We start from the raw sequence: 13,863 nt of genomic DNA on the forward strand, positions 1-13,863 counted from the left end.
CTGTTGTACTAACATCTAAAAGCTCTTATAATTACAGCTAAATATACCAAAAAAGGAGTAGAAATACTAAGCTTTCTACTCCTTTTATTTATCAATTTATTCGAAAAAAGACTTTTTCAGTGCCCTCCATCAGAGACGGAGACTTTTTAATAATAAAACAGAAGTGTTTTGCTATAGTTTTGTTGTCAATTCAGCTATTTTGACAATTACATCAACAGCTTTTTGCATACTTTCTACTGGTACGTATTCGTATTTCCCATGAAAATTATGACCTCCAGCAAAAATGTTAGGACATGGAAGTCCTTTGTAGGATAGTTGTGATCCATCAGTTCCACCACGAATAGGTTTGATTAATGGTTTTATGTTCAATTCTCTCATTGCTTGCTCGGCAATATCAACAATGTATTTTACGGGCAATACTTTTTCTTTCATATTGTAATACTGATCTTTTATTTCTGTAATTACAATATCCTCCCCAAATTGCTTAGCGTATTTTTTATTGATTTTAGCGGTTATTTTTTCAATAAGTTCTTTTCTTTTCTCAAATTTTTTCTTGTTATGGTCTCTGATTATCAATTCTAAAACTGTTTCTTCGATATTTCCAGAAAGGTGGTGAACATGAAAAAAACCTTCGTAGCCTTTTGTTTGTTCAGGTGTTTCGTCTGATGGTAATTGATTGATGAAATCATTGGCAATTAGCATGGAGTTGATCATTTTACCTTTGGCATATCCTGGGTGAACACTTTTTCCTTTGAAAGTTATTTTGGCTCCAGCAGCATTAAAATTCTCGTATTCAAGTTCGCCTACTTGGCTGCCATCCATAGTGTATGCCCATGCTGCTCCAAATTTTTCAACGTCAAAATGATGAGCACCACGACCTATTTCTTCATCTGGTGTAAATCCAACTCTGATTTTCCCGTGTTTGATGTCAGGGTTGTTTATTAAGAATTCCATTGCCGTTACAATTTCAGTAATTCCGGCTTTGTCATCGGCTCCTAATAATGTGGTTCCATCGGTTGTTATTAAGGTTTGTCCTTTGTATAGTAACAAATCTTTAAAATAATTTGGGGATAAAACGATGTTTTTTTCAGCATTTAGTATAATGTCCTTACCATCATAATTGGGAACTATTTGCGGTTTTATATTGGCACCACAAAAATCTGGTGAAGTATCAAAGTGTGATATAAAACCTATTGTAGAGACTTCATGATCTACATTGCTAGGTAACGTGGCCATGATGTAGGCTTTGTCATCAATAGTCACATCTTGCATTCCAATAGTTTTTAACTCTTCGACCAGTTTGTTTGCTAAATCCCATTGTTTTGGAGTGCTTGGCGTGGTTGGTGAGTTAGCATCAGATTCTGTATCAATTATAACATAACTGATGAAGCGGTCAATGATATGTTGCATGGTTTAATTTGTTTTATGCAAATATAATTTTTTCCACATGGATTTTGATTTTCATTAAGAACATTTTTTGATTTTTTATTAGATTATTATTACTTAAAGAATTTAATTTTTTTACGAAAAAAAAACCACTCGAAAGTGGTCTTGAATTTAATCTCTTACTTTACTTAATTTTTTTTCAGCTTTTACAACATCTTCTTTTAAATTATTGATTTTGATTTGTTGCTTGCTAATTTTAATATTCTCTTTTTCTATTTGAGTGGGATCTAGTTTTCTTTTGTCTTTTTTCTTTTCGAATTTTTCCATGTTATCTACCAATTTTTTCTCGGTAGTAGCGAGCTTTTCTTTGCTTTTTTGAACCGACTTTTCAGCGGTAAGTATTTTGCTTTTTTTTTAAAGAAAATTCTCTGTATTCTTTATCTGCTTTGTGTTTTTCTTTTTCTGTTTCTTCTGCTTGGTTAAGTGCTTTTTTATCATCTTTCAGTCTTTTTTTGAGCATTTTTTCTTCTGCTTTTAAAGCTTTATTTGCTGCTTCAGTAGCTTTTTTTATGCTGTCATTTTTAGTAGCTACTACAGAGGATTTAGAGGTTGGTAATTGCGTGTCTTTTTTTACATTTTGAGCAAAGAACACTTGAATGGTGCAAAACAATATTGCTGTTGTTGTTATTTTAATTTTCATAGATTTTAATTTAAGTTGTTATGCATCCATTTGTTAGGGATGTTTTCAATTTGCGAAAACTATTCCATTTTAAGTAAATAACAAGATAAAAAAGATTAAAAATTAATAGATAAACCTTTTTGCTTCATGTTTTTAAGACTCCATTTTGTTTTGTAGTAATGTTGATTCAAGTATCATTGTGATATTTTTTTTCTAAAAATTTATTTATCGCTGAGATAGTTCTATTTTTGCAGCACACAACTACACAATCATGTATAAATTAGTTTTACGCCCTATTCTTTTTTGGTTTGATCCAGAAGAGGTTCATTATTTTACTTTTTCTTGCATTAGATTTTTATCTAAAGTGCCTGGTTTTCCTTTATTATTTAGGTCACTTTATCTAGTAGACGATCCAAAATTAGAAACAGAAGTTTTTGGGTTGAAATTTAAAAATCCCGTGGGACTTGCTGCAGGCTTTGATAAAGACGCTAAGTTATATAAAGAACTTTCGAATTTTGGTTTTGGATTTATCGAAATTGGAACACTAACTCCCAAGGGACAAGAAGGAAATCCTAAAAAAAGATTGTTCCGTTTAAAAGAAGATAGTGCGATTATCAATCGTATGGGTTTTAATAACGGAGGTGTTTATGATGCCGTTAATCGATTGAAAAGTAATGATAAAGTTTTAATTGGCGGAAATATTGGTAAAAATAAAATTACATCAAATGAAGATGCTGCTTTAGATTATGAATTATGTTTTGATGCTTTGTATGATTATGTAGATTATTTTGTTGTCAATGTAAGTTCGCCTAATACTCCTAATTTAAGAGCGCTTCAGGATAAAGAGCCGCTAACATTATTATTACAGACCTTGCAAACCAAGAATTTGGCTCAGCCAAAACAAAAACCAATTTTGCTTAAAATTGCTCCAGATTTAACTGATGATCAATTGCTTGATATTATAGATATTATAAGTGTAACTGGTATTGCAGGAGTAATAGCAACAAATACCACTATTTCTCGCGAAGGTTTACAATCTGAGAATCGTCATGAAATGGGTGGGCTTTCAGGTAAACCGCTCTCAAAACGCTCTACAGAAGTGATTCGATTCCTTTCAGAAAAAAGTAATAAAGCTTTTCCAATTATAGGAGTAGGGGGGATTCACTCCGCCGAGGACGCTCTTGAAAAACTAGATGCAGGAGCCAGTTTGATTCAACTATACACTGGTTTTATATATGAAGGTCCAGCACTTGTTGTTGCAATTAATAAAGCCTTGCTAAAACGAATGAGTAATTCCTAACTGTACCAAAAGTCCAACAAGCATTGCAATTCCAAAACTTAGTAAAGTACCAATTAAAACATATTCTGTGAGTTTTCTATCTTTAGCCTCTTTTAAATCACCAAATCTAAAGATGGATTTTGCAGCCAATAGAAATCCAATGGCTTCAAAATGATTGGTGACTATAAATCCTAGCACAAAAAACCGCTCTAAAATCCCGATGTAATTTCCAGCATTTTGCAATGAGTCTTCGTTGCTTTTGTTTTCTGGAGACCAAATGGAAATCATGTTTTTAATCCCTATGGATGTTGGTTTAGTGAGGAGTACTATTGCGGTTAGGATAATATAAAATTCTGAATTCAAGTAAATCGTAGGTAAAGTTGTTTTTGAATACAAGATTGTTGTTAAAAAGATTACAATGATATATAGCAGTTGATAAAGGGCTTTGCCTATGTTTTTATTTTTTAAACCTTTAGTATTTAATTTTAAAATGTCAATTCCAAAATGGAAAAAACCAATGGCTATGGCAAATCCTATAAAATCACTTTTAAATATTACAATCCAAGATAGAAAGATGTGAATCAAAGGGTGTATGTACAAGAATACACTTTTAAATTTTCGTAGCTGCCTATTACTTTTCCAATGATTGGGTTGAATGATAAAATCACTTAATAAATACGCGAGCAGTAATTTTACAAAAACAATCATAGGTTTAGGTTTTTAATTTTTGTTCTGTAATGCTGCTCAACTTGAAGGAGTAAATCATAGTGAGATCTTTTTAATCTTCGGGAAACTGCCGCTTGATTTATTCCGAGTTTTGTCCCTAAATCTGCCTGAGATAAATTAGGATTTTGATTTGCAGTAAATACAAATGTTGCTGAGTGTTGCAACCAATGGTCCATAAATGCCAAACATAGTTTTAAAAGCAAATTGCATTCAGTATCAAATGACGTGTCGCCTGAGCTTACTGCTAAATTAATTTTTCTTTTTTTTAACGTATCAAATGTAATACCAGACCTTTCAAAGGCACTGCCGTTACTTTGGCTTATGGTTGCCCCGTGGTATGAAGTTGTTCCTAAACCTATTGCAATTCGCGCATCAAACCGCATGGATTTAAGTAAAGCTTTAATTTGAATAGAAATGAGTAAAGCTTCTTCGGGATTCTTTATAGCTAATTGAAATTCGTCGCCACGATAAATCTCCCAGTCCGCTGGAGAGCTTCCATACGTATCTAGTAACGCTTTAAGAGGTTTTATCCATTCCTGCGAAGGGGATTTTCTAGAATTTATAATGTCAGCTGTAAGTATTGCAATCATAATCTAATATACTACTAAAATGTTTAATTCCTTCATTATTTTGTTTTGATACTAAAAGTTTTGGGTTTGTTTTATCTCAAAAAAAATCCGTGTTAATAATTTTGAAAAATTATCAACTGTAGAAATAGTAATACGTATCATTGTTTTAGTTGCAGGTTATCAATAATCATTTTTCTATATATTACAAAAATAGGTAATTGTTTTAAATATTACCATATATTGTAATAATATTGAAAAGTACGTTTTTAGGTGATATTGATTTTTTATGTTAAAGAGAAAAAACGATTTCGTAAAGACAATTACTTTAGTATCTTTGACTTTATATGGAGCCAATAAAAATTATAGAATGCCCGCGCGACGCCATGCAAGGCATAAAACCATTTATTCCCACAGCCAGAAAGGTATCTTACATTCAGTCCTTGTTAAGAGTGGGGTTTGATAGTATTGATTTTGGAAGCTTTGTTTCTCCAAAAGCAATTCCACAAATGCGGGACACAGCTCAAGTTTTAGAACAACTTGATTTGTCACAAACAAAAAGTAAATTACTAGCAATAATTGCCAATACTCAGGGAGCGGCTCAGGCTGCAACTCATGAGGCAATCCAATATCTAGGTTTTCCTTTTTCTATTTCCGAAAATTTTCAGATGCGAAATACGCATAAAACCATAAACGAATCTCTAGTAACACTACAAGAAATCTTAGAAATTGCCGATAAATCAAATAAAGAGGTGGTAGCTTATTTATCAATGGGTTTTGGCAATCCATACGGTGATCCGTGGGATGTAAATATTGTGGGCGAATGGACTCAAAAATTAGCTACTATGGGTGTTAAAATTTTATCACTTTCGGATACCGTTGGCAGCTCAACCCCAGATGTAATATCGTATTTGTTTTCAAATTTAATTCCACAATATCCTACTATTGAGTTTGGAGCTCATTTGCATACTACTCCTGATAAATGGTTTGAAAAAATTGATGCTGCATACCTAGCGGGTTGTAGACGTTTTGATGGCGCTATACAAGGTTTTGGCGGGTGCCCTATGGCAACCGATAATCTTACTGGAAATATGCCTACAGAAAAATTACTCTCTTATTTTACAGCCAAAAAAGAATATGCAAACATGAGTCCTATGAGTTTTGAAAGTGCATACAATGAGGCTTCTAAATTATTTGGAGACTATCATTAAAGAGTAATTGTATGATAATTTGAAGAAACTAGATGTCAGAGTTAATTTAATTCGTTTTTTTAAGAAAAAGTATGTATTTTTATATCCATCAAATTATTAGTTCCAAATGAAAAGATCGCTTATTACATTCGTTTATAGTTGCATCGCTATCGTATTTGTTTTTTCTTCATGTGCAAGTGATGTTGATTTTGATCAAGTGAATACTGTAAAACTTAAGCCTGTTTTAATAGCTAATTTAGCTTATTTTGAGGTTCCTGCCCCAGATTTTGTAACCAATGGTCAAGAGCAAAGCTTAGTTTTTGACGTGCCTGCAGTAGATGTTTTTTCAGATAAATTTTTTAGAGATAATCTAAAGAAAGCCTCTATTTTTACTGAAATGGAAAACACTATAAATAGGGCTTATGAATTAGAATTTTTATTTTTAGACCAAGACAATGCTGCAGTGTATAAAGCTAATTTTAATGTGCCAGCATATTCAGGAACAGTAAATAAAGTAAATAGAACGGATGTTTTTGAAAACGTGCAACTTGATTTACTTAAAAAAACCACCAAAATCGCTTTTATATTACGAATGTTGCCCGGTCAGTCATTGACCGAAAAAAGTTCAGGAAAATTAATATTACGTTCAGGTGTAACGGCTTATCTTCTTGTAGAATGAAAAAATCACTTCACATTTTTACATTGCTCATTGCATTTTGTGGTTGGTCTCAAAACAAGCAAATCTTATATAATTTCACTGCTATCTCACAATCATTGATGACAAATCCTGGTGCTGATTTTAAGTACAAATGGTATGCAGGAGTTCCGTTATTGTCTGGTGTTTCTGCTAATGTAGGTTCAAGTGGTTTTAGTACCTACGATCTTTTTGCAAACGATGGTGTTGATTTTAATACAAAGTTGCGAAACGTAGTTTTGTCTACCAATCGTACCGATAAGCTTGTTGTAAATCAGCAAATGGAAATCTTTAATGGCGGATTTAGAATTTCGGGTGCTAACCGAGACGATTCTGACACGTATGTTTCTTTCGGAATGTATCAAGAGTTTGATATGATGAGTTATGTGCCCAAGGATTTGGCTATTCTTGCATTAGATGGTAATAGTAATTACTTAGGTAAAATATTTGACTTGGGAGATTTAAGTATGAAAGCTGAGTTATTATCGGTTTGGCATATTGGTGTAAAAAAGAGCATTAGTGAAAAATTTATTGTAGGTGTTCGTGGAAAGATTTACTCCAGTATTTACAATGCTAATTCTACAAAAAACTCAGGTTATATTTATACCGGACCATCAAATGTTGGGATTTATGATCAAAGTATTTATTCAAATATGCAGCTAAACACATCCGGAATAGCAAAGTATAATGACGAAAATAATGATTCGGATGTGGTTAAGGATGTTACAAAAGGAGCTCTTTTAGGAGGTAATTTAGGTTTAGGTTTTGATGTAGGTTTTACATATTATCCTAAAAGTAATATTCAAATAACAGGAAGTATTCTTGATGTAGGTTTTATAAATCATACAAAAGACGTAGAAAGTTATACTTTAAAAGGAAAGTATAATTATCTTGGTACTGTGCCTAGTTTTAGTTCAGGAACGTCTGCAGAAAATATTTACGAAGACTTTCAGGATGCCATACCATTAGATACTGTATATGCAAAATACACTACGTGGCGCCCTATAAAATTGAATTCTTCTTTTCAATATTCCTTTGATGAAGATAGTGATGATACTTGTAATTGCAAAGGAAATGGAAATGAAGCAGTTTTTAAAAGTGCTGTAGGTGCACAATTATTTGTTATGTCTACTCCTAGAATGCCTATGTTTGCTTTTACAACTTATTTTTCTAGAAAAATCTTAAAAGGGTTACAGGCAAAGGCCACCTATACATTAGATACCTATTCTAGTAAAAATATAGGTTTGGGTTTGTCAACTACTGCAGGGCCTATAAATTTCTATCTTATGGCTGATAATTTGTTAGAATATAAGGATGTAACAAAAGCGAATAGCCTTTCTTTTCAGTTAGGGTTTAATGTGATTGTGAAATAATTCGTAAACAAAAGAAATAATTATTTTAAGAGAGTTTATTAAGAGTGTCAGATTTGCGTTTTTTTATATCTAATAAAAATACATTTTTGTAAACGATTAATTTTGAAGAGCTTAAATTAAGTGTGTTTTTAATAAAATGTGTTGTTGAAGTAGTTAGCTATGATGATTTATCATTTTATGTTCTTTTTCTGCGAAAAAAAATGTATATTTGCTCGCAATTAAACTCCAACTACAATTGCAATGATCGCACACAACTCTAAGATTATCGGTGAAGGATTAACTTACGATGATGTTTTATTAGTTCCAAACTATTCTAACGTTCTTCCGCGTGAAGTAAGTATCCAGTCAAAATTTTCAAGAAATATAACGCTTAATGTCCCTATTGTATCCGCAGCTATGGATACTGTTACCGAAAGTGCTATGGCAATTGCAATGGCGCAAGAAGGAGGGATAGGTGTTTTGCATAAAAACATGACGATAGAGCAGCAAGCTACTAAAGTGCGTAAGGTAAAACGTGCTGAATCAGGTATGATTATTGATCCAGTAACTTTGCCATTAAGTTCTACAGTTGCTGATGCAAAAAATGTCATGAAAGAATTTGGAATTGGCGGTATTCCTATCGTTGATGAAAACAAAATTTTAAAAGGAATTGTGACCAATAGAGATTTGCGTTTTGAAAAAAACAATGCAAGACCTATTGTTGAGGTAATGACAAGTGAAAACTTAGTTACTGTATCCGAAGGAACTTCCTTAGAACAAGCCGAAGTAGTTTTACAAGGTCACAAAATTGAAAAACTACCTGTAGTAGATGCTACTTATAAACTGGTAGGTCTTATTACGTTTAGAGACATTACAAAATTAACGCAAAAGCCTATTGCTAATAAAGATGTTTTCGGGCGTTTGCGTGTAGCAGCTGCGATAGGAGTTACCGGTGATGCTATACAAAGAGCCGAAGCTTTGGTAAATGCGGGTGTCGATGCAATTATTATTGATACCGCTCATGGACACACACAAGGCGTGGTGAATACCTTAAAAGAAGTTAAATCTAAATTTCCTCAAATTGATGTTATCGTGGGTAATATTGCAACTCCTGAAGCTGCTAAATTTTTAGTTGAAAACGGTGCGGATGGTGTGAAAGTAGGAATTGGTCCCGGTTCTATCTGTACAACTCGTATTGTTGCAGGTGTTGGTTTTCCTCAGTTTTCTGCAGTGCTTGAAGTAGCTGCTGCTTTAAAAGGCACTGGTGTTCCTGTAATTGCTGATGGTGGAATTCGTTACACAGGAGACATCCCTAAAGCTTTAGCCGCTGGTGCTGATTGTGTAATGTTAGGTTCGCTTCTTGCAGGCACGAAAGAATCTCCAGGTGAAACCATTATTTTTGAAGGTAGAAAATTCAAATCATACAGAGGAATGGGTTCTGTTGAAGCGATGGAAACGGGTTCAAAAGACCGTTATTTTCAAGATGTTGAAGATGATGTAAAAAAATTAGTTCCAGAAGGAATTGTAGGTCGAGTACCTTACAAAGGAGAGTTGAACGAAAGTATGTTGCAATTCATTGGTGGTCTTCGCGCTGGAATGGGATATTGTGGCGCAAAAGATATTCCTACGTTACAAGAAACAGGACGTTTTGTTCGTATTACTGCCAGTGGTATTAATGAAAGTCATCCACATAATGTGACAATAACAAAGGAAGCTCCAAATTATTCAAGATAGTTTTGGATCAAATTTCAAACGCTTCTTGTAAATAGCTCTTCAATTACAATAATTATGGTAATGTGGTGAAAATTGATAGGTGCATTATCATTATAGATTGCTTAAATCTCAACATGAAATTGAAGAGGATGCTAGTTCTTTTGAGGAGCTGTAAACTAACAGTAATTATGATGACTTTACGATAAAAAAAAAGGATAGTTTTTAGCTATCCTTTTTTTTTATTTTTATTAATTATCGGCAGTTTGATAGGGCTATAATAAATCTACTCTACAGATGGTTTGTATGAATCAGTCCTAAAACCTGTTTCGAAGCGAAATTAAGCATAAATAGTAGTTGGTCTAAAAACAAAGCGTGATACTAGTACTAATACCTGTGAATTGCGATCTAAATGCTTTTATTTTTGCAATGTACAATCACTTATAATTTTTTCTTTTTTCAAAGGAGATTTTGAATTTCATTTTGCTGAAGCACTGGTGCTGTTGTTGTCGAAATAGTTTAATATGGTTTGGTAATGATTTATTATAGGTTTTGAGGTACTATTGAGTCTTACAGTCAGATTAATTTATTTCCTCATGTCATTTGGCTAAGCGTGAAATACCAATGATTTTATCAGTTTTTTTAAGATATCTCTCAAATCTTATGCTAAATTGTATTCTTTTTCAATATGGAGATATAATTCAAATATATAGAAGGTTGTTCTATTTGGTTTCTAGGCCATTTAGATTTGTTTTTATACAGAAAATAACGACTCCTAGTTAGATGTTGCTTAAGAGTATTGCCATTGGTTAATATTTTAGAAGTGAATTTTCTAATACTGTTTTTAGTTTCTTCTATGACTTCATTTCCTAGTCGTGATACTTTAGAATGATATTTTACTTTTATTCCTTATAAGGCTTCTAGGGTTGTTTTATGGATATTTAATTGTTCAAAATGATCCACAATAATTTCGGTTAATAATATTTTAATAAGTTCGCTATAAGAATTTGGTGTTTCCATCAATCTTTAAAATACAGAAATCATAATTAAATAATTTTCCAGATGTTTTAGGATTGATTCCGTTTTAAGTTTAATTTTTTCAATTTTATAATCCATAAAAAAAGCGTTGCAATTGCAACGCTTTAGTGGGGAGAGCAGGATTCGAACCTGCGAAGTTTACACAGCAGATTTACAGTCTGCCCTCGTTGGCCGCTTGAGTATCTCCCCAAAACTTAACAAGTATAACTCGTTGTGCTAACCGGGTGCAAATATAGCAACTGTTTTTAAGTTTCCAAACATATTTTGAATTTAATTTCGCTATTTTTTTTAATCGCTTGGTATTGAATAAAATAAAAAAATCTCCATTAAGGAGATTTTTTTATTTTTTTTAAAACGGGTGTTTATTTTGATAAAAGTTCTAAAACTTTAGCTCGTAACGCTTCTCCTCGTAAGTTTTGTGCGACTACTTTGCCAGATGCATCTAGTATAAAAGTAGCGGGTATTGATTCTACTTTATATTGTGCTGCTATAGGTTCATCCCAGAATTTTAAGTTTGAAACTTGGTTCCAGGTTAATTTATCTTTAGCAATTGCATCTTTCCATGCTTTTGCATCTTTATCTAAAGAAACACCAATAATATTAAGCCCTTTGCTATGAAGCTCCTTGTATAAAGCCACCACATTTGGGTTTTCTTGTCGACAAGGACCACACCAAGATGCCCAAAAATCTACTATTGTAACTTTACCTAAACTTTCCTTCAAAGAAATTGTTTTTCCTTCAGGGTTAGGTGCTGAAAAATCTGCTCTTCAGTTGCTGCTTGGCATTGCTGGTGCAGGAGTAGCGCCTACTGCTGCAGGAGCTTTTCTTTCGGCAATTTTAGTTTTTATTGCAATTCCTGGTTTTGTTTTTTTCAATGACTCTTCAAGGTTATTGTATAATTTCTCTGATTTTGCAACATCAGTTGAAGGGTCATTTAACATACCTTGTATGATCAAAGCTGAAATAAATGATTTAGGGTGTGTTTCAGCGTAGGTCAAATATTTGTTTTTTGAGACTGTATTTACTTCTTCTTGAATTTTAGAAAACTCCTGCATTAACTTATTGATAACAACAGTGTCTTTTGTTTGTTGGGCTGTATTCATAGTAGCCATGTTTTTAGTTTGAAAATCCATAAGTTTCTTTTGAACTTTAGTCATTTCTTCATTAAAAGTCATGAATTCGTCATTGTTATAAGTCCCTGAAATTTTAGATTTTTGAATACTGTCTTTGTTGATTTCAATTTTTACTTCAGCATTTTCTAATATAAACGGTATTTTAGCTTGTGCACCTTCAAGTTGTAAAGTATAAATAGCAGGTTCAGTGATGTTACCTTTCATTACAAATTTACCATTTTCTACTTTAACAGTGTCCTTTGCAAGCATCATTCCAGTTGCGTCTTGAGTTTCTAGAACAATTGTCTTACCATTATCTATACCTGTAGCTGTACCAGTAATCAAGTATTCATCTTTGCCAACTTTGCTACAAGAAATTAATACAACAGCAGCAGAAAGTAATAAAATTATTTTTTTCATTATAAATTAGTTAATATAGTTATATCTGCAAAAGTATTTAAAAATAATAAAATACAAATATAATAACTACCTAATTTTTTGTTATAAATCACTATTTATTGTGTATTTACATTGTAGTGATGCATACGGTAAACGTAAATTTTTGTATGTGTGAAATTTTGATTGATAGGCATAAAAAAAGCACTCCATTTGGAGTGCTTGTATGTCTTGCTAGAAACGGTTTAGTCTTGATTGGTTGTTTTTCTCCAAGTAAAAGCGTTTAAGATGTGTCTTTTTGCAAATCTTCCAGGAGAATCAGCATTTACCATTTTTACGTAGGTTGCTTTTGGTACACTTATGTATTCATAAACGCTTCCGTTTGAAAAATTGATAATTAATCTACCTTCAACAAATTTATAATCTGTAATTGTTGATGTTGAAATTGTTTCAGTGTACTCAGGTAAATTTGCTTTTATAGTTTCTGGATTGATACTCACCAAAAAATGGTAGGCTTCAATGATTTTTTTACTATTTTCTTCAGCTGCTTTTAGTCCAGCTTCATCACCTTGAAATTTATCTGGGTGTGCTTCCTTCATCGCATTACGATAAATGGTTTTCAAATCTTTTAGCTCAGCAGTTTTATCTACATTTAGCAATTTGCGGTATTCAACTATTTTTTTCATAAATATGTAACTACTTGTCTTTTTGTATCTAAGAGATACATTTTTGTTTTAAATGGACAAATTTTTTGCAAAGGTACACTTTTTTTTATTTTTTGCGTTTTTGTCTAAAAAAAATCTGTGAATAGTTTTGATGTTAGACATCATAAACTGTAATTAATACCTTTATTGTTGTTGCTTATAATTTGCTTTGTCAAAATTCTTTGACTTTTTTGGGTATTTATTATGGCTTATGTCACTAGGGTTTTCAATTATAGTTTTTATGGTTACCATATCGCCTACATTGAATTTTGTTGCCATTTTATAGTCTAACAAATATTCACCACAAAAAAAGTTGTTGTTTTCATCTTTTTCAATAACTCCCGTGTAGATTCCTTTTTGTAACATTCTTTCTTCGTTAGCTTTTGTCATCTTTATTTTTTTGTTTAAGTGTGCAAATTTAATCATTTTTAATTTGAATTCTCAGTAAATACTCTTCTTGATTATCTTTGCGGTATGCAAAACAACTTTAGACCTAGCCCTAATTCATTCAAAAATACTTTTTGTGTTTTCCAAGAAACTTCATTGGATGCAATACAAAATTTGAAATTGCAGTATGACAGTAAATCAGGAAGTAAATATTATTATACAAAAGAAGGAATGTATCGGTTGTCAAATCACTGGGGTAGGTTAGCCAATTGTAAATGGAGATTGGAGGCATTTGAACAAGAAACAGATTCTAAATTTAAATTAGGATTTGCTGCTTGGGATTGTTTTTATCCAGATAATGATAGCGATTTACTGTATTATCTTGAAGTAGATTATGATAAAGAGTTAGTTCAATACCAGCATAAGAACAATCCTAATTTTAATAAAAAAGCAGTTCTTCGGACCACTTTTGAGACTAGAAAGCGAATCAAACAAGTTAGAAATATACTGCAATTGTCATCATGGGCAAATTATTTTGAATCGGATATTGATGATTTACGTAAGTATATTGCAGAACAATTAATTTTTAGTGAGAAAACTCTTGATGAAATAAAAAAAGAGTGTAAGTGATTTTAATAATCGAT

Annotated in this window: 14 protein-coding genes, 1 tRNA gene and 1 pseudogene; 6 read left to right on the top strand and 10 right to left on the bottom strand. The window is 32.2% G+C overall.

Going from position 1 to position 13,863, the window contains the following annotated elements:
• Positions 1-171 precede the first annotated feature (171 nt).
• The 3 genes from pepT to FJV36_RS07835 all read right to left on the bottom strand — a co-directional run bounded on the left by pepT (position 172) and on the right by FJV36_RS07835 (position 2,086).
• Positions 172-1,410: a peptidase T gene (gene pepT, locus FJV36_RS07825; protein WP_158728540.1), complete on the bottom strand. Its 1,239-nt coding sequence runs from the start codon at positions 1,408-1,410 to the stop codon at positions 172-174.
• Between the two features lie 147 nt (positions 1,411-1,557).
• A complete protein-coding gene (locus tag FJV36_RS07830; protein ID WP_158728541.1) occupies positions 1,558-1,713 on the bottom strand; it encodes a hypothetical protein in 156 nt (51 codons plus the stop codon).
• 61 nt (positions 1,714-1,774) lie between these two features.
• Entirely contained in the window at positions 1,775-2,086 is a 312-nt protein-coding gene (locus tag FJV36_RS07835; RefSeq protein ID WP_158728542.1) for a hypothetical protein, read from the bottom strand.
• Positions 2,087-2,336: 250 nt separating this feature from the next.
• On the opposite strand from FJV36_RS07835, the gene FJV36_RS07840 reads away from it, so the two are divergent.
• On the top strand, positions 2,337-3,365 hold the full coding sequence (locus FJV36_RS07840; protein WP_158728543.1) for a quinone-dependent dihydroorotate dehydrogenase: 1,029 nt from the start codon (positions 2,337-2,339) through the stop codon (positions 3,363-3,365).
• Here FJV36_RS07840 and FJV36_RS07845 read toward each other — a convergent pair.
• Complete coding sequence (locus tag FJV36_RS07845; RefSeq protein WP_158728544.1) at positions 3,342-4,052, bottom strand: DUF3307 domain-containing protein; 711 nt, start codon at positions 4,050-4,052, stop codon at positions 3,342-3,344. The genes FJV36_RS07840 and FJV36_RS07845 overlap by 24 nt on opposite strands.
• Complete coding sequence (locus tag FJV36_RS07850) at positions 4,049-4,660, bottom strand: SatD family protein (protein WP_158728545.1); 612 nt, start codon at positions 4,658-4,660, stop codon at positions 4,049-4,051. The genes FJV36_RS07845 and FJV36_RS07850 overlap by 4 nt, the downstream gene beginning before the upstream one ends.
• Positions 4,661-4,983: 323 nt before the next feature.
• On the opposite strand from FJV36_RS07850, the gene FJV36_RS07855 reads away from it, so the two are divergent.
• The 4 genes from FJV36_RS07855 to guaB all read left to right on the top strand — a co-directional run bounded on the left by FJV36_RS07855 (position 4,984) and on the right by guaB (position 9,606).
• On the top strand, positions 4,984-5,847 hold the full coding sequence (locus FJV36_RS07855) for a hydroxymethylglutaryl-CoA lyase (protein WP_158728546.1): 864 nt from the start codon (positions 4,984-4,986) through the stop codon (positions 5,845-5,847).
• Positions 5,848-5,953: 106 nt separating this feature from the next.
• On the top strand, positions 5,954-6,505 hold the full coding sequence (locus FJV36_RS07860; RefSeq protein WP_158728547.1) for a hypothetical protein: 552 nt from the start codon (positions 5,954-5,956) through the stop codon (positions 6,503-6,505).
• A complete protein-coding gene (locus FJV36_RS07865; protein WP_158728548.1) occupies positions 6,502-7,893 on the top strand; it encodes a DUF5723 family protein in 1,392 nt (463 codons plus the stop codon). The genes FJV36_RS07860 and FJV36_RS07865 overlap by 4 nt, the downstream gene beginning before the upstream one ends.
• Before the next feature lie 240 nt (positions 7,894-8,133).
• A complete protein-coding gene (gene guaB, locus FJV36_RS07870; protein WP_158728549.1) occupies positions 8,134-9,606 on the top strand; it encodes an IMP dehydrogenase in 1,473 nt (490 codons plus the stop codon).
• 1,122 nt (positions 9,607-10,728) lie between these two features.
• Here guaB and FJV36_RS07875 read toward each other — a convergent pair.
• The 5 genes and pseudogenes from FJV36_RS07875 to FJV36_RS07895 all read right to left on the bottom strand — a co-directional run bounded on the left by FJV36_RS07875 (position 10,729) and on the right by FJV36_RS07895 (position 13,222).
• Positions 10,729-10,809 (bottom strand) — tRNA-Tyr (locus FJV36_RS07875).
• A gap of 173 nt (positions 10,810-10,982) precedes the next feature.
• Positions 10,983-11,369: pseudogene (locus FJV36_RS07880) on the bottom strand (TlpA family protein disulfide reductase); the annotation flags it as partial.
• An 18-nt stretch (positions 11,370-11,387) separates the two neighbouring features.
• The gene (locus tag FJV36_RS07885; RefSeq protein ID WP_158728550.1) at positions 11,388-12,152 is read right to left on the bottom strand and encodes a DUF4369 domain-containing protein; all 765 of its coding nucleotides are present in this window, start codon (positions 12,150-12,152) and stop codon (positions 11,388-11,390) included.
• 221 nt (positions 12,153-12,373) lie between these two features.
• On the bottom strand, positions 12,374-12,814 hold the full coding sequence (locus FJV36_RS07890; RefSeq protein ID WP_086455484.1) for a KTSC domain-containing protein: 441 nt from the start codon (positions 12,812-12,814) through the stop codon (positions 12,374-12,376).
• Between the two features lie 162 nt (positions 12,815-12,976).
• Complete coding sequence (locus FJV36_RS07895) at positions 12,977-13,222, bottom strand: hypothetical protein (RefSeq protein WP_158728551.1); 246 nt, start codon at positions 13,220-13,222, stop codon at positions 12,977-12,979.
• An 84-nt stretch (positions 13,223-13,306) separates the two neighbouring features.
• Between FJV36_RS07895 and FJV36_RS07900 the strand changes: the two genes are divergently transcribed.
• Positions 13,307-13,849 (top strand): hypothetical protein, encoded by a 543-nt coding sequence (locus FJV36_RS07900; RefSeq protein ID WP_158728552.1) that lies wholly within the window; start codon positions 13,307-13,309, stop codon positions 13,847-13,849.
• The last annotated feature ends 14 nt before the right edge of the window (positions 13,850-13,863 follow it).

Origin of the sequence: Flavobacterium sp. I-STPP5a (assembly GCF_009764685.1) — a bacterium.
Taxonomy (GTDB): domain Bacteria; phylum Bacteroidota; class Bacteroidia; order Flavobacteriales; family Flavobacteriaceae; genus Flavobacterium.